Origin of the sequence: Cupriavidus sp. 2TAF22 (genome assembly GCF_052115045.1) — a bacterium.
In the GTDB taxonomy this organism is placed as follows: domain Bacteria; phylum Pseudomonadota; class Gammaproteobacteria; order Burkholderiales; family Burkholderiaceae; genus Cupriavidus.
This window is the reverse complement of the sequence record NZ_JBFRFX010000005.1, coordinates 224834-245330: the sequence shown is the minus strand read 5'-3', so window position 1 is coordinate 245330 and position 20497 is coordinate 224834. Positions and strand designations below refer to the sequence as shown.

19 protein-coding genes are annotated in these 20497 nt (G+C 68.1%); 8 read left to right on the top strand and 11 right to left on the bottom strand.

Features of this window, described 5'->3' with window-relative positions:
- The first annotated feature begins 36 nt into the window (after positions 1-36).
- From AB4Z48_RS08845 to AB4Z48_RS08815, 7 genes are all read left to right on the top strand, one after another.
- On the top strand, positions 37-1203 hold the full coding sequence (locus AB4Z48_RS08845) for an acyl-CoA dehydrogenase family protein (protein WP_441613539.1): 1167 nt from the start codon (positions 37-39) through the stop codon (positions 1201-1203).
- A 77-nt stretch (positions 1204-1280) separates the two neighbouring features.
- On the top strand, positions 1281-2447 hold the full coding sequence (locus AB4Z48_RS08840; protein WP_441613578.1) for a CaiB/BaiF CoA transferase family protein: 1167 nt from the start codon (positions 1281-1283) through the stop codon (positions 2445-2447).
- Between the two features lie 77 nt (positions 2448-2524).
- Entirely contained in the window at positions 2525-3265 is a 741-nt protein-coding gene (locus tag AB4Z48_RS08835; RefSeq protein ID WP_441613538.1) for an IclR family transcriptional regulator, read from the top strand.
- Between the two features lie 167 nt (positions 3266-3432).
- Positions 3433-4215 (top strand): crotonase/enoyl-CoA hydratase family protein, encoded by a 783-nt coding sequence (locus AB4Z48_RS08830; RefSeq protein ID WP_441613537.1) that lies wholly within the window; start codon positions 3433-3435, stop codon positions 4213-4215.
- Positions 4216-4292: 77 nt separating this feature from the next.
- Entirely contained in the window at positions 4293-5264 is a 972-nt protein-coding gene (locus AB4Z48_RS08825; RefSeq protein WP_441613536.1) for a Bug family tripartite tricarboxylate transporter substrate binding protein, read from the top strand.
- Positions 5265-5311: 47 nt separating this feature from the next.
- Entirely contained in the window at positions 5312-6454 is a 1143-nt protein-coding gene (locus tag AB4Z48_RS08820; protein ID WP_441613535.1) for a CaiB/BaiF CoA transferase family protein, read from the top strand.
- A gap of 94 nt (positions 6455-6548) precedes the next feature.
- The gene (locus tag AB4Z48_RS08815; protein WP_441613534.1) at positions 6549-7472 is read left to right on the top strand and encodes a LysR family transcriptional regulator; all 924 of its coding nucleotides are present in this window, start codon (positions 6549-6551) and stop codon (positions 7470-7472) included.
- 9 nt (positions 7473-7481) lie between these two features.
- On the opposite strand, the gene AB4Z48_RS08810 is transcribed toward AB4Z48_RS08815, so the two are convergent.
- The 11 genes from AB4Z48_RS08810 to AB4Z48_RS08760 all read right to left on the bottom strand — a co-directional run bounded on the left by AB4Z48_RS08810 (position 7482) and on the right by AB4Z48_RS08760 (position 18985).
- On the bottom strand, positions 7482-7673 hold the full coding sequence (locus AB4Z48_RS08810; protein ID WP_441613533.1) for a hypothetical protein: 192 nt from the start codon (positions 7671-7673) through the stop codon (positions 7482-7484).
- Between the two features lie 16 nt (positions 7674-7689).
- Entirely contained in the window at positions 7690-8460 is a 771-nt protein-coding gene (locus AB4Z48_RS08805; protein WP_441613532.1) for an SDR family NAD(P)-dependent oxidoreductase, read from the bottom strand.
- A 26-nt stretch (positions 8461-8486) separates the two neighbouring features.
- Complete coding sequence (locus AB4Z48_RS08800; RefSeq protein ID WP_441613531.1) at positions 8487-9590, bottom strand: acyl-CoA dehydrogenase family protein; 1104 nt, start codon at positions 9588-9590, stop codon at positions 8487-8489.
- Positions 9587-10726, bottom strand: a complete 1140-nt coding sequence (locus AB4Z48_RS08795) for an acyl-CoA dehydrogenase family protein (RefSeq protein WP_441613530.1) — start codon at positions 10724-10726, stop codon at positions 9587-9589. The genes AB4Z48_RS08800 and AB4Z48_RS08795 overlap by 4 nt, the downstream gene beginning before the upstream one ends.
- 23 nt (positions 10727-10749) lie before the next feature.
- Complete coding sequence (locus AB4Z48_RS08790) at positions 10750-11520, bottom strand: enoyl-CoA hydratase/isomerase family protein (protein ID WP_441613529.1); 771 nt, start codon at positions 11518-11520, stop codon at positions 10750-10752.
- A 13-nt stretch (positions 11521-11533) separates the two neighbouring features.
- Positions 11534-12718, bottom strand: coding sequence for an acetyl-CoA C-acyltransferase (locus AB4Z48_RS08785; protein WP_441613528.1), 1185 nt, complete (start codon positions 12716-12718; stop codon positions 11534-11536).
- Between the two features lie 26 nt (positions 12719-12744).
- Positions 12745-13764 (bottom strand): acyl-CoA dehydrogenase family protein, encoded by a 1020-nt coding sequence (locus AB4Z48_RS08780; protein WP_441613527.1) that lies wholly within the window; start codon positions 13762-13764, stop codon positions 12745-12747.
- 13 nt (positions 13765-13777) lie between these two features.
- Positions 13778-14941 (bottom strand): acyl-CoA dehydrogenase family protein, encoded by a 1164-nt coding sequence (locus AB4Z48_RS08775; RefSeq protein WP_441613526.1) that lies wholly within the window; start codon positions 14939-14941, stop codon positions 13778-13780.
- Between the two features lie 19 nt (positions 14942-14960).
- Positions 14961-16208 carry a CaiB/BaiF CoA transferase family protein gene (locus AB4Z48_RS08770; RefSeq protein ID WP_441613525.1) on the bottom strand — a complete coding sequence of 416 codons (1248 nt, stop codon included), beginning with the start codon at positions 16206-16208 and terminating at the stop codon, positions 14961-14963.
- A 308-nt stretch (positions 16209-16516) separates the two neighbouring features.
- Positions 16517-17692 (bottom strand): porin, encoded by a 1176-nt coding sequence (locus AB4Z48_RS08765; RefSeq protein ID WP_441613524.1) that lies wholly within the window; start codon positions 17690-17692, stop codon positions 16517-16519.
- Positions 17693-18148: 456 nt separating this feature from the next.
- A complete protein-coding gene (locus AB4Z48_RS08760; protein ID WP_441613523.1) occupies positions 18149-18985 on the bottom strand; it encodes an enoyl-CoA hydratase/isomerase family protein in 837 nt (278 codons plus the stop codon).
- 270 nt (positions 18986-19255) lie between these two features.
- Between AB4Z48_RS08760 and AB4Z48_RS08755 the strand changes: the two genes are divergently transcribed.
- Positions 19256-20458, top strand: a complete 1203-nt coding sequence (locus tag AB4Z48_RS08755) for an acyl-CoA dehydrogenase (RefSeq protein ID WP_441613522.1) — start codon at positions 19256-19258, stop codon at positions 20456-20458.
- Positions 20459-20497: the final 39 nt, after the last annotated feature.

Sequence of the window (20497 nt, the reverse complement as noted above, 5' to 3'; positions counted from 1 at the left end):
CAGCGGCCCCGGCCGTCGCAAGCAAAGGAAGAGACGATGCAGAAACTGACCGAAGAGCGGCGCATGATCCAGGACGCCGCGCGCCAGTTCACGATGGAGCGCGTGCTGCCCATCGCCAACAAGCTGGACCCCGAAAAGGGCCAGATCCCGCGCGAACTGATCGACGAGATGGCCGAGCTTGGCTACTTCGGCATCCTGATTCCCGAAGAATACGGCGGCCTGGGGCTGGGCGCCTACGAGTACTGCCTGGTGGCCGAGCAGCTGTCGCGCGGCTGGATGAGCGTGGGCAGCCTGATCGCGCGTGGCAATGGGCTGATCGGCGCGCTGAAGGGGCTGTCGCCGCAGAAGAAGGCCGAGTACCTGCCGCGCATGGCGCGCGGCGAGTTCCTGGGCGCATTCTCGCTGTCCGAGCCCAACGCCGGCTCCGACATCGCCAATATCACCTGCCGCGCGGTGCGCGACGGCGACGACTGGGTCATCACCGGCAGCAAGTACTGGTGCACCTTTGCCGACGAAGCCGACTTCATCCTCGTGATCTGCCGCACCGACCCGGTCATGGACCCGAAGGCGCGCCACAAGGGCCTCTCTGCCTTCATGGTGGAAAAGCCGCGCGGCGCGCTGCCGGAGAACGTCAAGGGCAGCATCATCCCCAAGATCGGCTACCACGGCTGGACGACGTGGGAACTGGCCTTCGACGGCTGCCGCGTGCCGCATGCCAAGATGGTGGGCGAGCAAGGCAAGGCCTTCTACCTCGCCACCGCCGGCCTGGAGACGGCCCGTGCCCATACCGCCGCGCGCTCCATCGGCCTGGCGCAGGGCAGCCTGGAAGATGCGGTCCGGTACGCGCAGGACCGCGCGCAGTTCGGCAACCCCATCGCCAGTTTCCAGGCCATCCGCTTCAAGCTGGCCGACATGGCCACGCAGGTCGAAGCCGCGCGCGCCCTGCTCTACGCTGTGTGCGAGAAGATCGACGAGGGCGAGCGCGCGGACACGGAAGCGTCGATGGTCAAGCTGTTCGCCAGCGAGATGTGCGAGCGCGTCACCAGCGAGGGCCTGCAGGTCCACGGCGGCGCGGGCTACACCACGCACTTCGCGGCGGAGCGCTACTGGCGCGACGCGCGCCTGACCAAGATCTTCGAAGGCACCTCCGAGATCCAGATGCGCATCATCTCCGATGCCATGCTGGGCAAGCTCGCCACCTGACCCGGGAGCCCTTCGTGCCAATACAAGCCAACTCCGCGGGTGCCCTTGCCGGCCTGCGCGTGATCGATCTCACGCAGATGCTGGCGGGGCCTTTCTGTACCCAGATCCTGGCCGACCACGGCGCCGACGTGATCAAGGTCGAGGCCATGACCGGCGACGGCACGCGCGTGACCGGCCCTTTCTGCGCCGACGATACGCTGCGTGACTTCGGCGGCTATTTCCAGAGCGTCAACCGCAACAAGCGCTCGATTGCGCTGGACCTGAAGACCGACAGCGGGCGCGAGATCCTGCTCCGGCTGATCGACGAAGCCGACGTGGTGGTGGAAAACTTCCGCACCGGCGTGATGGAACGCCTCGGCCTTTCCTACGAAAGCCTGCGCCGGACCAACCCGCGCCTGGTCTACGGCACCGTGCGCGGCTTCGGCGATCCGCGCAGCGGCGCCAGCCCCTATGCCCAATGGCCGGCGTATGACGTGGTTTCGCAGGCCATGGGCGGGATGATGGGCATCACCGGCCCGGACCGCGACACGCCGACCAAGATCGGCCCCGGCGTGGGCGATACCGTGCCGGCGCTGATGCTGTGCATCGGCATCCTGGCGGCCGTCAGCCGGGCCCGCGAAACCGGCCAGGGCCAGTTCGTCGACGTGGCGATGACCGATGCCGTGCTGGCCATGTGCGAGCGCATCGTCTACCAGGCGTCCTATACCGGCGCGGTGCCGGCGCCGGAAGGCAACCGCCATCCGCTGCTGTGCCCGTTCGGCCTGTTCCGCGCCGCCGACGGCCATGTATCGGTCGCCTGCGCCACCGACACCTTCTGGCAGAAGCTGGCCATCGCCATCGGCCGTCCCGACATGGCCACCGACGACGCCTTCGCAACGAATGCCGCGCGCGTGCAGCGCCAGCAGCAGGTCATCGACGCGATCGAGGCCTTTACCGCGGTGCGCAGCAAGGCGGAAATCGCGGCCGCGCTGGGCGGAAAAGTGCCCTTCGGACCGGTCTACAACTCGGCCGAGATCTTCGCCGACCCGCACTACGCGGTGCGGGAGATGCTGGTGGAGGTCGAACAGCCCGGCTCGGCCACCCCGGTGAAGATCGCCGGCGTGCCGATCAAGCTGAGCGAGACCCCGGGCGCGGTGCGCCGGCGGGCACCGCTGCTGGGCGAGCATACCGACGAGGTGCTGGGTTCGGCCGGATATGCCGAAGAAGAGATCCATCGCTTGCGCCAGGGGGGCGTGGTGCGATAGCGCGGCGTGGTAGGCTTCCGACGCCTTACGAAATTTCGTATAGTACTGTCGATACCCGAACTCCAGCCTCCCTATCCATGCCTACCCTGATCCCAGCCGCCGGCCGTGCCATGGCTGTCTTCGAAGTCTTCGCGCGCGAGCGGCGCGAGTTGTCCAATTCGGACATGGCGCGCCTGCTGTCCTTGCCGGAAAGCAGCACGTCGGACCTGCTGCATACGCTGCACTCGCTCGGCTACCTGATGCGCACGACGCGCAGCCGGCGCTTCTATCCGAGCGGACGCCTGTTCGACGTCGCGCGCCAGATCGCCGAGAACGATCCGCTCAGCACCGTTGCCCAGGAGGCCGTGGAACAGGTGGGCGGGAAGACCAACGAAAGCGTCTACTTCGGCGTGCTCGACACCGCGGCGGTCAAGGTCGTTGCCGTCCAGCCCAGCCGGCAGCCGCTGCGCTACATCATCGAAGTCGGTTCGCGGGCCGCGCTGCATGCGTCCGCGCTGGGCAAGGGGCTGCTGAGCCTGCTCCCGCCCGAGGAAGCGCGCGCCATGCTGGCCAACAGCAACCTGCGCCCGCTGACCGAGCACACCGTTGTCGACATCGACACGCTGATGGCGCAGGTTGCCCGCGGCGCCAGGCGCGGCTGGCATGAAGCGCGCGAGGAAGGCAGCGAGGGCGTCTATGGGCTGGCGGTGACCGGCCTGCTGGGCGGGCAACCGGCGGGCATCTCGCTGGCAGGCCCGGCGGATCGCATGAAGAAAAACCACGATGCCTATCTGGCCGCGCTGATGGAGGTGCGCGATGCATTGATGGAGAACGCATAGCCGTCTTCCGACGCCACGGCACCCTGACGCGATACAGGCGGTGTATTGCGCGACATACCGAAAGTATTTTTCACATCGCCCCGCTGTCCGTAGCATCGAATGGAACCCCCTTGCGGAGCGCGTCGCTCCGGCAGGAACGATCCCAGACATTTTTATTCGATCCTCCTATGAACAGCTTCCTGGACCTCAAGCGCGAAGGCGCCGTTGCACTGATCACCATGAACCGCCCGGAAACGCGCAATGCGATTTCGGACGACGATGCCGTACAGGCCGTGGTGGAGATGTGCGAGACGCTCAATCGGGACATGTCTGTCCGCGCCGCGATCCTGACCGGCGCGGGCCCGGCGTTTTCTTCCGGCGGCAATCTCAAGACCCTGCGCGACAAGATGGGCAGCGGACTGGGCGAGCCCATCCGCTCCCGCCAGGCCTACCGCGACGGCATCCAGCGCGTGCCGCTGGCGCTGGCCGGCCTGGAGGTGCCGATCATCGCGGCCGTCAACGGACCGGCCCTTGGCGCGGGCAATGATCTTGCCTGCCTCTGCGATATCCGCATTGCTTCGCAGCAGGCGGTGTTCGCGGCCACCTTCGTCAAGCTGGGGCTCATTCCCGGCGATGGTGGCGCCTGGCTGCTGCCTCGTGTGATCGGCATGTCGCGCGCTTGCGAGCTGGCCTTTACCGGCGACACCATTGACGCCCGCCAGGCACTGGACTGGGGGCTCGTCTCGCAGGTGGTGCCGGCCGATGCGCTAGTGCAGACCGCGATGGAACTGGCCCAGCGCATCGCCCGCAACTCCGGCCATGCGCTGCGCATGACCAAGCGCCTGCTGCGCGAATCCATCCACGCACGGATGGACACCATCCTGGAGATGTCGGCTGGCTTCCAGGCCCTGGCGCATCACACGGCCGAACACGAAGCCGCGCTGGACGCTTTCCTGCAGCGGCGCGCCTGACAGGCAGCCCCCCGCCCCCGGGGACCGGTCACCGGCAGGCAATACGCCGCCGGGAAGATAACTTCCAAGGAGACAACATGGCATTTCCCACTCTGAAGCGGTGCCTGGTCGCGACATCGCTGGCGCTGACCGTGATGCCGGCCACCGCGCAGTCCGACTTCCCGACCCATCCCGTGAAGGTCATCGTCTCGCTGCCGCCGGGCAGCGGCGCGGACACCACGGCACGCTTCATTTCGCAGCACCTGGGCGAGAAGTTCAAGCAGCCCTTCGTGGTAGAGAACCGCCCTGGCGCCAACAGCTTCATCGGCGCGCGCGCGGTGGCCGAGGCCGCACCGGATGGCTACACCCTGTTCGTTGGCAGCAATTCGTCGATGGTGACCAATGTGGCTGTGTTCAGGACCCTGCCCTATGACCCGGTCAAGGATTTCGTCGCGGTCGAACGTATCGCGCGCTTTGCCATGGTGGTCGTGGTGCCGGCCAACTCGCCCTACAAGACGCTCGACAACCTTGTGGAAGCGGCTCGCAAGGCGCCTGGCAAGCTCAACTATGCCAGCGGCAGCGCGGGCTACCAGGTTGCCGTGGAGCTCTTCCATGAGCGCTTCCGCATGAAGGGCAATCCGATCACCTACAAGGGCACCGCACCGGCCATGACGGACGTCGCCGCCGGCAACGTCGACTATTCGATCGGCGAGATCAGCGCGGTGCTGCCGCTGATCCGCGGTGGCCGCCTCCGTGCGCTGGCCGTCACTGACACGCAGCGCCTGAAGGAGCTGCCGCAGGTGCCCACCGTCGCCGAAAGCGGCGCACCGGGTTTCGAGGTATTTGCCTGGACCGGCGTCTTTGCACCGGCCAAGGTGCCCGAGAAGATCGTCAAGGCGCTCTCCGATGCCGTTCGCGAAACCATGCAGCAGCGCGACAGCGTGAAATTCATCGAGAACCTTGGCGGCAGCGTGTACTCCGGCGGGCCGCAGCAACTCAGGCAGTTCCAGCTGGCGGAAATCCAGCGCACCCGCGAGATCGTCAAGACCGCCGGGATTCCGGTGGAGTGAGACTCCCTGGGCGCCAGCCGCAACACAACTACCGCAAAAGGAACACGATGGGCCCTCTCGCAGGCATGAAGATCATCGAACTGGCCGGCATCGGCCCCGGCCCCATGGCGGGCATGCTGCTGGCCGACATGGGCGCCGAGGTGCTGCGCATCGAGCGCCCCGGCGACGCCGACCTCGGCGTCAAGCGCGAGCGTCGCTTCGACCTGATGCTGCGCAACCGCAAGTCGATCGCGCTCGACCTGAAGGATCCGCAGGCCGTCGCCATCGTGCTGGACCTGGCGGAGAAAGCCGACGCGCTGATCGAAGGCTTCCGCCCCGGCGTCACGGAACGCCTCGGCCTGGGACCGGCGGACTGCCTGGCGCGCAATCCGCGCCTGGTCTACGGCCGCGTCACCGGATGGGGCCAGACCGGCCCGCTGGCGCACACCGCCGGCCATGACATCAACTACATCTCGCTGACGGGCGCCCTGAACGCCATCGGCGGGCGTGGCCAGGCGCCCGCGATTCCGCCGGCCTATCTCGGCGACTTCGCCGGCGGCGCGATGTTCCTGGTCACGGGCGTGCTGGCGGCGCTGATCGAAGCCGGCAAGTCGGGACAGGGACAGGTGGTCGATGCCGCCATCGTCGATGGCACCGCGGCGCTGGGAACCGTCTTCTATGGCATGACCGCCGCCGGCCAGTGGCAACAGGCGCGCGGCACCAATGTGCTCGATTCCGGCGCGCACTACTACAACGTCTACCGCTGCAAGGACGGGCGCTGGATCTCGGTCGGGCCGATCGAGGCGCGCTTCTACCGCGACTTGCTCGAACGCATCGGCATCGACCCCGCCAGCCTGGGCGAGCAACTCGATGCGCACGGCTGGGAAGCCGCGCGCGAACGGCTGGCCGCGGTGTTCGGGACCCGCACGCGGGACGAGTGGTGCCAGATGCTGGAGGGGACCGATGCCTGCTTCGCGCCCGTGCTCGATTTCACCGAAGCGCCGCAGCACGCCCACCTGAAGGCGCGCGAGACCTTCGTCGAGGTGGATGGCATTGCCCAGCCCGCCCCGGCGCCGCGCTTCAGCCGCACGCCGAGCGCCCCGCCCACGGCCCCGCGCGCGCCGGATGCGCGCCGCTACGATGAAGTGCTGGCCGGCTGGCTGCCGCCGGCAGCGATCGAACAGGTGCAGGCGCTCGCCACCGGCACCTGAGCCGCGCACGGGGCAATGCCGGATTGCGCATTGCCCCGCCTTCGCGCATAGTTGGCCGCGCGGCGATGGTGCCGCGCCCCACCCGTCTCATCGCATGGACCTCCGACAGATCAAACAGGCGCTGGTGCTGAGCGAAACGCTCAATTTCCACCGTGCCGCCGAGCGGCTGCACATGGCGCAGCCGCCCCTGTCCACCGCCATCCGCAAGCTGGAAGAAGAACTCGGGGTGACCCTGTTCGAGCGCCTGCCATCCGGCCTGCGCCTGACACCCGTGGGTGAAACCGTGCTACGCCAGATGCGCAACACGCTCTTTTTCGCCGACGAGATTCGCCGTGCCGCCAGCGAGGGCGAGCGTGGCGAGCAGGGCAAGCTGCGCGTGGGCTTCGTCGGCTCCGCGGTGTACTCGCTGATGCCACGGCTGATCCGCACCTTCCGCCTGCGGTATCCGCGCGTCGACCTGGTGATCGAGGAATCCACCACCGTCGAGCTGCTGCGCCGGCTGGACGAACACTCGCTGGACGTGGCGCTGGTGCGCTACCCCGTCCTGGAGCGAACCGGCGCCAGCGTATTGCTGCTGCAGCCCGACCCGATGGTGCTTGCCGTCAGCGCAGACTCGCCGCTGGCCGCGTGCGAAGCGGTGAGTCTGGCGGAGCTCGGCGCCACCCCGTTTATCGTGTATTCGCGGACCTTCGTGCCGGCCATGTATTCGATGACGATGATGGCCTTCCATGAAGCGGGCATCCAGCCTCCTATCGCACAGGAGGCAGTGCAGGTGCCATCGATCCTGGCACTGGTGGAAAGCGGCCTGGGCGTGGCACTGGTTCCCGCCGCGGCAGCCAGGCAGGCCGGCGACGGAGTGAAGCTGGTTCAGCTGACCGGCATGCCGCCCAGGCTGAACCTCGGGATTGCGCTGGTGACGCTGCCGGATACCGTCAACGCCACCACGCGCAACTTCGTTGCCATTGCGCGCGAGATCATGCCCGAGCCGCCCGATGCGCATGCGCCGGGCGAGTCCTGATCCTTGCCTTTATTCCGCCTGCGGCACGATCGCGGCGCCGTAGGCCGGATCGGCGAAGAACGCATCGCCGCACTGGACAGACGCATCGAGGTTGCTGGCCGCCTGTGCCGGCAGGTCGCAGGGATTGCGCGCGGCACCGGGGTAGGCGAAGTGCCGGGCATGCCGGGTGTGACGGGCGTGCCGGGCGTGAGGGCCCGGCACCGCCCGGAGCCGGCGCTCAGCTCGCCAGGTGATACCCGCCGTTTACGCCAAGGTGCTGGCCAAGAATGTACGACGACGCGTCGGACAGCAGGAAGCAGATCGGCTGCGCCACTTCCTCGGGCTGCGCCCAGCGGCCCATCGGGATCATCGACAGGATGCCATCGCGGAAGCGGTCGCCACGAATGGTCTCGGTCATCGGCGTTTCCACCACGCCCAGGCAGACCGAATTGGTACGCACGCCGTACTTGCCCCATTCGCGCGCGGCGCTCATGGTCATGCCCAGCATGCCGGCCTTGGCGCTGGCATAGTTGATCTGGCCGATCGAGCCGCGGCGCCCGGCTTCGGACGAGATATTGACGATCGATCCCTTGACGCTCTCTCCCTTCTTGGCGCGTTCCACCAGGTGCGCGCCCACCGCCTGCAGCCACAGGAAGGAGCCGGTCAGGTGGCAGTCGATGACCTCGTTCCAGGTCGACAGCGTCATGTTCTCGATCATCGCCGCGCGCACGATGCCGGCGCAGTTGACCAGCCCGTCCACCTTGCCGAAGTGCGACAACGCGTGCTCCATCGACGACGCGACGAAGTCGGCGTCCGACACGCTGCCCGCGTAGGCAACCGTATGGTCAGGGTAGCGCGCGCTGATCTCCTGCAGCGCCTCGCGCTTCATGTCGACCAGGCCGACCTTCGCGCCAAGCTGCAGTGCCAGTTCGGCCGTGGCCTTGCCCACGCCTTGCGCGGCGCCGGTGACGATGATGACTTTCCCTTTCAGGGACATGAGATCCGACATGGTGTTCTCCTCGATTTCCAACAGGTTCAATGGTGCCGGCGGCCTTCCAGGCAGCCGAGATGGTATTGGGTGTCGCCGTGCAGCTGGTCCAGCACCAGCACGCGGCGCAGGTAGTGCCCGACGGCGTATTCCTCGGTCATGCCGATGCCGCCATGCATCTGGATGGCTTCCTGCGTGACCTGGCGTGCCGCCTGGCCGATATAGGCCTTGGCGGCATGCGCCTGCTCCGCGCCCGTGGCCAGGTCGTTGCGACCGGCCAGCGCCAGGGCCAGCGAAAGCGACAGGCTGCGGCTCTGCTCCAGCGCCACCAGCATGTCCACCGCGCGGTGCTGCAATGCCTGGTTCGAGCCGATCAGCTTGCCGAACTGCTTGCGCGTCCTGAGATAGTCGACCGTCAGCGCATACGCGCCTTGCATGGCACCGACCATTTCGGCGCAGGCAGCGTTGATGCCAGGCGCCAGTACCCGATCGATGACGGCACTGCCGGCGTCGGCGTCGAGCAGTTCGGCATGGGCGCCATCGAGCCGCACGTCGGCAGCCGGCGTGCCGTCGATCAGGCGGTAGCCGTCGCGCTGCACGCCGACGCTGTGGCCGTTCACCAGGAAGAGCCTGACTCCGCTCCCGGCCACCTGCGCGGAGACGATCAGGTAATCGCTGCCCGCGCCATGGATCACGCAGGGCTTGCTGCCGAACAGGCACCAGCCTTCCACGCCGGCGGCAGCTTGCACGGCCACGCGTCCCGGTACGGCCTCGCCGTGGGCCCACGCCACCTTCAGCTCGCCTTGGGCGATGCGGGGCAGCAGCCGGGCCTTTTGCGCACCGGACCCTGCCGCGGCAAGCGCGGCGGCCGCCATCACAGCGGTCCCGTGGTACGGCTCCAGCGACAGACAGCTTCCCAGTTCCCGCGAGACCAGCATCTGGTCGACCGCATCGCCGCCGAAGCCACCGAATTCCTCGGGAATCGCCGCACCCAGCACGCCAAGGTCCGCCAGCGAGCGCCAGGCCCGGGCACCGTGCCCGTCATCGTGTGCCACGTACTGCTGGCGCTTTTCGAAGGAATACTCGCGGCCCAGCAGCCGCGTCAGGCTGTCCAGCAACTGCTGCTGGACGTCGTTCCGTTGCAGGTTCATCGCAGATCCAGGACAGTGGCGGAAAGAATGTTCTTCTGCACCTCGGTGCTGCCGCCGAAGATCGAGACGGCACGCGAGTACAGGAAGGACCTGGCAAGCGTGCCGGTGTCCGCGCGCAAGGCGTCGGTGCCGCTCATGAGGCAGATCACGTCGGTGATGGCCTGGAAGATCTCGCTGCCGCGCACTTTCAGCATCGGCGACAGCTTCATGTCGGCGTGGCCGCCGTGCATGCGGAACTGGGTCACCTCCAGCGCGTGCAGATCTGCCTCGATCATCGCGATACGGCCTCGCCATGGCGCCAGCATCCCGGCTGGCCGGCCTTCGGCTTGCAGGCGCGCCAGCAGGTCCCTGGCATAGGCCACGCGCTCCTTGCTGCGGCCGATGCCGGCAATATAGGCGCGCTCATGGCCGAGCAGGAACTTGGCATAGTCCCAGCCCTTGTTCTCCTCACCGACCAGGTTCCCGGCCGGCACCAGCACGTTGTCGAAGAACACTTCGTTCAGGCTGTGGCGGCCGTCGATGCTGATGATGGGCCGCACGGTGATGCCGGGCGACTTCAGGTCGACCAGGATGAAGGAGATGCCGGCCTGCGGCTTGGCGGCGTCCGGGTCGGTGCGCACCAGGCAGAAGATCCAGTCCGAGTAGTGCGCCTGGCTGGTCCAGATCTTCTGGCCATTGACCAGGTAGCCGTCCGCCGTGCGCTCGGCGCGCGTCTTCAGCGAGGCCAGGTCCGAACCGGAGCCCGGCTCCGAGAAGCCCTGGCAGACCTGGATGTCGGCGTTCAGCAGCCTGGGCAGGAAGTACTCGCGCTGCGCGTCGCTTCCGAAGTGGACCAGCACCGGGCCCAGCATGGTGATATTGAAGATATGCGGCGGCGGCACCGGTGCGCAGGCGCATTCGTCGGCGAAGATCTGCTGCTGCGCTGCGTCCCAGCCTGCACCGCCAAAGGCCGTTGGCCATGCGGGCGCGCCCCAGCCGCGCGCGTTCAGCCTGCGCTGCCACAGTTCGGTGTCCGCCTTGGAGGCGAAGCCGCCCGCCCGCAGGCGCTGGCGCATGTCGTCGGGCAGGTTCTCGGCGATAAAGTCGCGGATCTCCTGCCGGAACGCCTTGTGTTGCTCGGAATAGAGCAGGTCCATGGTTGTCCTTCGGTTGGTGGGGCTCAGCACCCCTTGAAAACAGGCGTGCGCTTGTCCGCGAAGGCGCGCAGGCCCTCCTGCATGTCGTGGGAGCGCTGGTGGTCGCGGAACTCCAGCAGTTCATGTCGCAAGGCGTCGGCCAGGGCCTTGTCGGCGGCCTCCGCCGCCACCCGCTTCATGCGCGCCAGCACCAGCGGGCTGCGGCCTGCCAGCTCTGCGGCCAGGGCCTGGGCGCACTGCGCCAGCTCGCTGTCGGCTACCACTTCATTGACCAGCCCGTGGCGCTCCATCTGCGCCGCCGTGAACGTGCGGCCCGTGAACAGCAGGTAGCGGGCCACGTTGACCGGCAGCTTGCGCGGCAACACGGCCGCGCCGCCGGCGCCGGGAAACACGCCGAAGTTGGCATGGGCGTCGCCCAGGCGCGCCGACTCGGCCGCCACCACCAGGTCGCAGGCCAGCACCAGCTCCAGCCCGCCCGCCACCGCCAGACCGTTGACCGCGGCAATGACGGGTTTCGGGAACGTGCGCAGCGTGGCAAAGAATGCCGTTGCCACGTCGATGAAGTCGGCCTCGCCGGCGGCTACCGGCGCCGACACTTCCTTCAGGTCCGCGCCGGCGCAGAAGGCACGGCCATTGGCAGTCAGTACAACCACGCGCACGGCGGGATCGTCCCGCCACAAGCGCAGTTGGGCGTCCAGCCCGCGCATCAGCTCGCGGCTCAGGCTGTTCATGGCGGCGGGCCGGTCCAGGGTCAGCCAGCCCACGGCGCCGCGAAGTTCATGCAGATGGCTCATCGGCGGGCTCCGTTCAGCACAGCTCGATCGCCACCGCCGTGGCCTCGCCACCGCCCAGGCACAGGCTGGCCATGCCGCGGCGCAGGCCGCGCTGGCGCAGCGCGTGGAGCAGCGTCACCAGCAGCCGCGCGCCGGTGGCGCCGACCGGGTGGCCCAGTGCGCAGGCGCCGCCGTTGACGTTGAGCCGGTCATGCGAAATGCCAAGTTCCTGCAGCGTGACCAGGGTCACCACGGCAAAGGCTTCGTTGACCTCGTAGAGATCGACGTCCTGCGCGCTCCAGCCGGCCTTGTCCAGCAGACGGCGCATGGCGGCGGCCGGCGCATCCACGAACTGCTGCGGCGCCTGGGCATGCGTGGCGTGGCCGACGATGCGCGCGAGCGGGGCCAGGCCCTGGCGCAGTGCATCGCTTTCGCGCATCAGCACCAGCGCGGCGGCGCCGTCGGAGATCGACGACGCGTTGCCGGCGGTCACGGTGCCTTCCTTGCGGAATACGGCCTTGAGCTTCGGCAGCCTGGCGGCGTCGCACTGGCCGGGCGTCTCGTCCCGGGTGAACAGCGTCTCGTCGCCTTTGCGCTTGAGCGTAAGCGGGGTGGTCTCGTGGTCGAACGTGCCTTCCTGCACGGCACGCTGGGAGCGCAGCAGGCTTTCACGGGCATAGGCGTCCTGCGCTTCGCGGCCAATGCCGCGCTCCTGCGCCGAGAGATCGGCGTAATAGCCCATCAGGTGGCCTTCGTAGGCATCCTCCAGGCCGTCGCAGTACATATGGTCAAGGAGCTGGCCATGTCCGAGGCGATATCCCTGGCGCCCGCGCGGCACGATATAGGGGGCGTTGGTCATGGACTCCATGCCACCCGCCACCGCCACCGAACAGGTGCCGGCCAGCAGCAGGTCGTGCGCCAGCATGACGGCCTTCATGCCCGAGCCGCACATCTTGCTGAGCGTGGTGGCCGGCGTGGAGACCGGCAGGCCCGCGCCGAGCACGGCCTGGCGCGCCGGCGCCTGGCCCAGGCCGGCGAACAGGCAGCAGCCCATCAGGGCCTCGTCGACCGAGGGCGGGTCGACGCCCGCCTCAGCCACGGCAGCGCGGATGGCCACGGCGCCCAGTTGCGGTGCCGTGTACTGCGCCAGTGCGCCGTTGAACGCCCCGATGGGCGTGCGCTTCGCGCCGACGATCACGATGGAATCAGTTTTCTGCATGTCAGGGGTTCCAGCAAATCAAGGGGTCAGGCTGCGGCAGGCGCCAGTTGCAGCCGCACGAAGTCCAGGATCTCCTGGCCGGTGCCGTTCGGCCGCGCGAACAGCGCATCGCCGAGTGCCGTGGCGCAGGCGGTTTCCGTGCCCGCGCAGGCACGCCATTCATGCAGCCGCCGCGTGAACAGGCCAAGCGCGAGTTCCTCGGTGATGCCGATGGCACCGTGCACCGCGTGCGCGATGGCGGCGACACGGGTGGCCGCCTCGCTGCAGCGCAGCTTGGCGGTGGCCGCCAGCAGCGGGCGCGGCAGGTAGCCGTCGGCGGCGCAGCCCAGGCGCGCGCCGAAGCTCGACGCGTTGGCCTGCTCGGCCAGCACGCTGAGTTCCTGCTGCATCGCCTGGAACTGCGAGATCGCGCGGCCGAACTGCTGGCGGTTGTTGACGTATTCGATGCTCATGGCCTGGATGCGCGCCATGGCGCCGGCCATGCCCGCGGCATGCACGACGTTGCAGATGGCCACCACGTCCGCCGCGCCAGCCGGCATGCGGCGGATGGCCTGTGCCGCCGACTCCCAGCGCAGCGTGGCCGATGCTTGCGCACGGTAGGCCCCGGGCGTGGCATGCGCCAGCGCGCGCGGCATCAGCAGCCACTCGCCGCGCCAGCCAACCAGCACCTGGTGCGCCAGCGCGCCACCCGGCACTTCGCGGCAGACGATGGCATCGCCCGCCAGCGCCAGCGCAGGGGCCACGGCGATGCACTCGCCCGCGCGCTCATGCCCGGCGCTTGCCAGGATGGCGCGAGCGATCGCCGTCTCGGCGAACGGATGGCTCAGGCCGGCGCGGCCGGCGGCCAGGAACAGCGGAAATGCGTCAGTCAGCGACAGGCCCGCCCCGTCCAGCTCCGCGGGCACGAGCGCGTCGGTGTAACCGAGCGCATCGATGGCGGCCCATTGCGCGTCGGCGCCCTCGCCGGACTCGCTGCGCCGCACTTGTTCGTCCGAGCACAGGCCGGTCAGCGCGCGCTCGAAGCCTTCGATCAGGGAATCAGTCATGGTGTGTGTCGTCTCAGCGAAGTCCGAGGGAGCGCGCGATGATGCCGCGCAGGATCTGGCGCGTGCCGCCGCGCAGGGAGAAGCTCGGGCAAAGCTGCGTGATATAGGCATGCGCACGCAACAGGTCTTCGGACGGATGGAAAGCGGGCATCTGCTCCATCGCTTCGCTGATCCAGCCGGGCACGGCCTGCTCGAACTCCGTGCCGAGGTCCTTGACATACGACGCATCGATCTCCGGGTTCTCGCCCTTGTCGAGCCGGTCGGCCACGGCCAGCGACATCGCCCGCAGTACCGCCATGCGGCCCGCGATACGTCCGGCGATCGCCTTGACCGAGTCCGGCACCGGCAGGCCGGATGCCTTCACCTCGGCCAGCCAGGTCTCGGCCAGCATCAGGCTGGTCAGGATGCGCTCCGGGCCGCTGCGCTCGAAGGCCAGCTCCGAGGTCACCTGCTTCCAGCCCGAGCCCTCTTCGCCCACCAGCGCATCCGCGGGCAGGTCCACGTCCTCGAACACCACCTCGCAGAAGTGGCCGTCACCGGCCAGGTCGCGGATCGGGCGCGCGGTGATGCCGGGCAGGCTCAGGTCGATCAGCACCTGCGACAGGCCCTTGTGGCGGTCGCCATGCTGGCCCGAGGTGCGCACCAGCGCGCACATGTATTGCGCGCGGTGGGCATTGGTCGTCCAGACCTTGCGGCCGTTCAGGCGCCAGCCGGTCTCGGTGCGAACCGCGCGGGTGCGCACCGAGGACAGGTCGGAGCCCGTGTCCGGCTCGCTCATGCCGATGCAGATAAAGATCTCGCCGCGGATCAGCTTCGGCAGGAAGAACTGCTTCTGCGCTTCGCTGCCGTAGCGCAGCATCAGCGGCGCGGTCTGGCGGTCGGCGAACCAGTGCGCGGATACCGGCGCGCCGGCGGCGATCAGTTCTTCCACCAGCACGAAGCGGGCAAAGGCGCTGCGGCCGGCGCCGCCGTACTCGGGCGGCAGCGCCAGGCCGATCCAGCCCTGCTCTCCGAGGGCCCGGCTGAATCTGGCGTCAAAGCCCATCCAGGTGCGCGCGCGCACGGGTGCCGGCACGTCGCGCAATGCAGCCTGCAGGAATTCGCGGATGGGTGTCCGCAGCGCCTCATCCTCGGGCGGGATGCTGACGAGCGGAAGGGAATCGTGGGTCGAGTTCAATGTAGCTCCCGGTTTGATTTCAGGGATTCACGGATGCGGCGGCCGGCGCGCCGGCGTCGGCGGCCTCCCCGGCAAGGCGCGTGGCGCCCTGGCTGGCCAGCGCGCGGATCTGTTCCTGGCTGTAGCCGGCCTCGGCAAGCACTTGCGCGCTGTGTTCGCCCAGGCGCGGCGCCTGGCGCGTGACGCGCGGCTGCGACCTGGACCATTGCGACGGGATCGCCATCGAGCGGATCGCACCTTCGCTGGGGTGCTCGACGACATCGAAGAAGCCGACCGCGTCAAGGTGCGGATCCGCCATCAGCGAATCCACCGTATGCAGCTGCATCACCGGCATGTCGGCGGCTTCCAGCACCGTGATCCACTCCGCGGTGGTCCGCGTGGGCATGACTTCCGCCACCATGCGATACAGCGCATGGATATGCTTGTTGCGCTCGACGATGGAACTGAAGCGCGGATCGCTGTCCATCAGGTCGGGCTGGCCGATCAGCGCCAGGAACTTGCGCCACTGCTTGTCGTTGTAGAGCAGCACGCACAGGTAGCCGTCCTGCGTCCGGTACGGACGGCGGTGCTCGTTGAGAATGCGCGAATAGCCGCTGGGGCCGATGGGCGGCTCGAAGGTCAGGCCGCCCATGTGGTCGCCCAGGATGAACTGCGCCATGGTTTCGAACATGGGCACGTCGATCGACTGGCCTTCGCCGGTGCGCTCGCGGTGATAAAGCCCGGCGGTGACCGCATTGACCGCCGCCAGGCCGACGATGCGGTCGGCGATCGCGCTGGGCGCGTAGCGCGGCACGTCGCTGCCGGCCAGCCTGGCCAGCGTCGGGATCGCCACCGCGCCCTGGATCAGGTCGTCGTAGGCGGACTTGGCCGCGTACGGGCCGCCCTGGCCGTAGCCGTACAGGCCCACGTACAGGATGCGCGGGTTGACCTTCGCCACTTCCTGGTAGCTCAGGTTCAGCCGTGCCATCGCCTGCGGGCGCACGTTGTAGATCAGCACGTCGGCGTCGGCGGCGATGCGCAGCAGCGCCTCGCGCCCGGCCGGCGTCTTCAGGTCCAGCACGATGCTGCGCTTGCTGCGGTTGGCATGCAGGAAGATGCCCGACATGCCGGCGTGGCGGCGCGGGCCGACGTCGCGCACGGTATCGCCGTCCGGCGGCTCGACCTTGATCACGTCGGCGCCAAGGTCGCCCAGGATCTGCGTGGCGTAGGGGCCCATCAGCACCGTCGTCATGTCGACGATGCGCACACCCTGCAACGGGCCGCTCATGCGGGGCTCCCCGCCCGCGTGGCGGCGGAAGAATGGAATGCGGTGAGAGTCATCATGCCTCCTTGGATCGTGTTGAAGGACATGCTACGGAAGCACGGACCCCGAGAAAAATACTTTGTGTATGTCGCTCAATACATGGCTTGTATCGGCACCCGCCAAGGCCGGGCGCGGTGGCAAGGCATGCTGAAATTCGCGCTCCTTGATGCTCGCGATGTCAGGCGCGGCGCCGGACGGCGCCGCCGGATAAGCGCGGGAAACGCCGCTGTCGCAGGTTCCCCGCCGTTACTGCATGTGGCCGCCAGGAGCCGTCAGAAGACGTGACGAATGCCTGTGGTCACACCGACCATGCCCTTCTGCCCGGCCATCATCGGATAGCCGTACAGGAACAGCGTCTGCGACGAATCGAAGTTCAGGCCCGCATTGCGCGAGTAGGCCACAGACACATAGACATCGGTGCGCTTGGACAGGCTGTAGTCAGCCAGGAACGAGACCTGCCACGGATTGGCCGGATTGCTGGCGGCTGCGGTCGGGCCCAGGCTGAGGCGCTTGAAGTCGGCGTAGTAGTAGGCCAGCGACAGGCCCAGTGCGCTGGTAGCCTGGTAGTTGACGCCAGTCCAGTAGTAGTCGTCGCGCGCCAGCGTATTGCCGTTGGCGAAGTCCACCTTGGCCCAGCGGTAGCCCATCATCGCCTTGAACGGGCCGGTGGCGTAGCTCACCGCACCGCCTGCCTTGCGGCTGTTGCCTTGCTGGCCGGAGGTCACCGTCGGATGCCACTGGTCATAGGCGATGGTGGCGCCGAAGCCGTTGCTCAGGTAGGTCAGCGAAGCGCCGTAGCCATTGTTGTCGCGGAACGATCCCGGGGTTTCGCCGCTGCCGCTGTTGGCCAGCGGCGTCGAGCCGATCGCCGGCACGCCTACGCCGAACGAATAGTGCGCCGCGGCCTGCAGCGGGCCGAACTGGCCGACGTACTTGACCACATTGTCTTCACGGTAGTTGGTGCCGAGCTGCCACGCCACCGGTTCATAAGTCGTGGCGAAACGCATCGGCGCGAAGTTGGCCATGCCCTCGAAGAAGGACGTGTACTGGCGGCCCAGCATCAGTTTGCCGTAAGCGCTGTTCTGCAGTCCGACGAAGGCCTGGCGTCCGAACAGCCGACCTGATTGCGCGACGCCGGTATCCGGGGCGAAGCCGTCTTCCAGCACGAATATGGCGCTATTGCCGGCACCGAGATCCTCGATACCGCGCAAGCCCCAGCGCGATGGCGAAAGGCCACCCAGCGTTGGCATCGACACACGGCTGCCGCCAGTGGTGGCAGAGACGGGTTGTCCGTTCACGACCGTAGGCTGCGCAGACGCGACGCGATTGACGTATTCGATAGAGCCGTCGATCACGCCGTACAGCGTCACGCTCGAATCCGCCCGCGCTCCCGCACTAAATCCGCCAAGGGCGCCAAGGGCCGCCAGGGCGAAAATTGTCTTCTTCATCTCTTGTCTTCTCCATATAAGTCATCTGCGCCAGACGCAAGCCTGCCGCGCCCCGTCTGGTGCGGGCCACGCCTCCTCCTGAAGCGCGGCGCACAACGGCTTGCCGTGTGCGCACTTGCAAGGAGAACACTGCAGGGACAACTAGCGCCCCCCTGTCGGGAGGCGTTGGCCCTCCCCACACCCCCCCCTCATGTCGAGGGGCGACAAAACCGGCGGGCGGAAGGCCAGGGCGCCGGCCATGGGCAAAAAAAAGCTCCGGCATCACGCCGGAGCGAACACCCCGCCACATTTGACCGTGACGGGCGTGGAGACAGCCTGGTTGCGGCGCTGCGAACCGCGCCCGCGCCGGCTTACACACCATCTCTCGCGAAACGGGCCGCCGGCAGCGGGCAGATATGCGCCGACACGGCGCGGCCTTATGGTCGGTTTGATGCGCAAGCGCCGGCCGCGCGCCCATCAGGCACGCGTATCGCGATCCCAGTCGAAGCGCGCCGGCTTGCCCTGCAGGAACGCGTCCACCGCCTCGGCGTAGTACGGCACCGCCGACGCCAGCGCCTGCGCCTGGCATTCCAGGTCGAGCAAGGTGTCGTAGGAACTTTCGAAAGTCCGGTTGAGCGCGCGCTTCATCAGCGCCAGCGCTTCCTGCGGCGCGTCCACGAAGCGCTGCGCGAACCGGCGCGCCTGCGCGTCGAGCTGGTCGGCCGGATGGACCGCATGCACGATGCCGCAGCGCTGCGCATCGGTCACTGCAAGGCGCCGCCCGGTGAACATCAGTTCCTTGGCCAGCATCATCCCCACGGCCCGCGGCAGCGCATAGAGCGAACCCATGTCGGGCAGCAATCCGACCTTGGCGAACGACATGCAGAACGAAGCGCGCTCCGACGCCAGCACGAAATCCGCCGCCAGGGCCAGCGAAAAGCCCGCGCCCGCGGCCGGCCCGTCCACCGCCGCGATCACGGGGATCTCGAGGTCGCGCAGCCGCCGCAGCCATTTGTGGATGTCCTGCAGCCGACGGCGCATCGCCTCCGGTGCGCGCGCCGAGGGGTCGGGGCTGGAGAAGATCGCCTGGATCGATTTCAGGTCCCCGCCCGCGCAGAAGCTGCCGCCGGAGCCGGTCAGGATCAGTGCGCGAATGCTGCGGTCATCCTCCACGCGGTCGAGCATGTCGTGATAATCCTGGCGCATCTGCAGCGTCAGGGCGTTGCGCGACGCCGGACGCTGGTGCGTGAATACCGCCACGCCGTCGTCAATGGCCAGGTGGCTGTGGCGCAATGGGATCTGCTGGGCCTGCATCGTCGTGTGTCCTCCGGGGAGTGGATAAGCGCGCGGCTCGCCGGCAGCGCGCGCGCGCCGTGTAGCCCATGCCAGCAGTGTGGCGCGCCGCACCGCCGCACCGCCCCCCTCATCAAAGGGGGCCAGGCGCGCGTTGCCGATGAACCGGCGCCTATGCGCGCGCATCGCCCCCAGTGGTGGGGGGCGATGCCGGAGCGGCTCCCGCTTAATGTGGAAGGCATCGGAAATGCAGGCGAGCCCCGCGGGCCGCCGATCCACTGGAGAGCCTTCATGAACTTTGCCCCCGACCCCAATCTCGATGCGTTCCGCCAGGAGGTGCGCGGCTTCCTGCGCCATCACCTGCCGGCCGACCTGCCGCGCCGCAAGGACGGCCTGCGCTCGCCACGTGCAGACGTGGTGCGCTGGCAGCGCATCCTCGCTGCCCAGGGCTGGGGTGCGCCCTACTGGGCGAACGAGCATGGCGGCACCGGCTGGAGCGTGCCGCAGCGCCTGGTATTCGACGAGGAATGCGCAGCGGCCGGCGCCCCTTCGCAGGATTCGTTCGCGCAGAAGCTGGTGGGCCCGGTGCTGAACCATTTCGCCAYGCCGGAGCAGAAGGCCGAGCACCTCCCGCCGATCTTCAGCGGCGAGCGCCTCTGGTGCCAGGGCTTCTCCGAACCGGGTTCCGGCTCCGACCTGGCATCGCTGCGCACCAGCGCCGTGCGCGACGCAGAGCACTACGTGGTCAACGGCCAGAAGATCTGGACCAGCTATGCCCATCATGCGGACTGGATCTTCCTGCTGGTGCGCACCGATGCCAGCGCCAGGAAGCAGGCCGGCATCAGCTTCCTGCTGGTCGACATGAAGACGCCGGGCATCACCGTGCGTCCGATCATCAGCATCGACGGCTGCCACCACCTGAACGAGACCTTCTTCGACAACGTGCGCGTGCCGGTGAAGAACCTGGTGGGCGCCGAAGGCGAAGGCTGGAAGATCACCAAGTTCCTCCTCAACAACGAACACGCCTCCACCGCCGACCTGCCCACGCTGCGGCGCCTGCAGGGCCAGATCCGGTCGCTGTCGCACACCGCGCGGGCAGGCGGCGCGACGCTGGCCGGCCGGCACGCGTTCCTGCTGCGCCTGGCACGCTATGAGGCCGAGCTAAAAGCCATCACCATCATGGTCCAGCGCGTGGCGGCGATGGAGCAGGACCACAGCCCGGCGGCCCATGCGATGGGCTCCATGCTGAAGATCCGCGGCACCGAACTGCAGCAACGGATGAGCGAGTTCCTCGTCGAAACGCTGGGCGATCACGGTGCCGTCGCGTATCCGGGCACCCACGCCGAAGCGGATGCACGGCGGCCGCCGCTGCCCATGGCGCACACCGCGCAGGGCATGGCCGCCGAGATGTTCTTCCGCCGCGCCACCACCATCTACGGCGGCACCAGCGAAGTCCAGCGCTCCATCATCGCCAGGTCGCTGTTCAGTTTCTGACGCCGCACAAGGCAAAGGAGTCCTTCGGCATGCCGCCCG

Coding starts and splice junctions, on each gene's coding strand:
- AB4Z48_RS08845 (WP_441613539.1), top strand. CDS start 37: ATGCAGAAACTGACCGAAGAGCGGCGCATGATCCAGGACGCCGCGCGC.
- AB4Z48_RS08840 (WP_441613578.1), top strand. CDS start 1,281: ATGCTGGCGGGGCCTTTCTGTACCCAGATCCTGGCCGACCACGGCGCC.
- AB4Z48_RS08835 (WP_441613538.1), top strand. CDS start 2,525: ATGCCTACCCTGATCCCAGCCGCCGGCCGTGCCATGGCTGTCTTCGAA.
- AB4Z48_RS08830 (WP_441613537.1), top strand. CDS start 3,433: ATGAACAGCTTCCTGGACCTCAAGCGCGAAGGCGCCGTTGCACTGATC.
- AB4Z48_RS08825 (WP_441613536.1), top strand. CDS start 4,293: ATGGCATTTCCCACTCTGAAGCGGTGCCTGGTCGCGACATCGCTGGCG.
- AB4Z48_RS08820 (WP_441613535.1), top strand. CDS start 5,312: ATGGGCCCTCTCGCAGGCATGAAGATCATCGAACTGGCCGGCATCGGC.
- AB4Z48_RS08815 (WP_441613534.1), top strand. CDS start 6,549: ATGGACCTCCGACAGATCAAACAGGCGCTGGTGCTGAGCGAAACGCTC.
- AB4Z48_RS08805 (WP_441613532.1), bottom strand. CDS start 8,460: ATGTCGGATCTCATGTCCCTGAAAGGGAAAGTCATCATCGTCACCGGC.
- AB4Z48_RS08800 (WP_441613531.1), bottom strand. CDS start 9,590: ATGAACCTGCAACGGAACGACGTCCAGCAGCAGTTGCTGGACAGCCTG.
- AB4Z48_RS08795 (WP_441613530.1), bottom strand. CDS start 10,726: ATGGACCTGCTCTATTCCGAGCAACACAAGGCGTTCCGGCAGGAGATC.
- AB4Z48_RS08790 (WP_441613529.1), bottom strand. CDS start 11,520: ATGAGCCATCTGCATGAACTTCGCGGCGCCGTGGGCTGGCTGACCCTG.
- AB4Z48_RS08785 (WP_441613528.1), bottom strand. CDS start 12,718: ATGCAGAAAACTGATTCCATCGTGATCGTCGGCGCGAAGCGCACGCCC.
- AB4Z48_RS08780 (WP_441613527.1), bottom strand. CDS start 13,764: ATGACTGATTCCCTGATCGAAGGCTTCGAGCGCGCGCTGACCGGCCTG.
- AB4Z48_RS08770 (WP_441613525.1), bottom strand. CDS start 16,208: ATGAGCGGCCCGTTGCAGGGTGTGCGCATCGTCGACATGACGACGGTG.
- AB4Z48_RS08765 (WP_441613524.1), bottom strand. CDS start 17,692: ATGAAGAAGACAATTTTCGCCCTGGCGGCCCTTGGCGCCCTTGGCGGA.
- AB4Z48_RS08760 (WP_441613523.1), bottom strand. CDS start 18,985: ATGCAGGCCCAGCAGATCCCATTGCGCCACAGCCACCTGGCCATTGAC.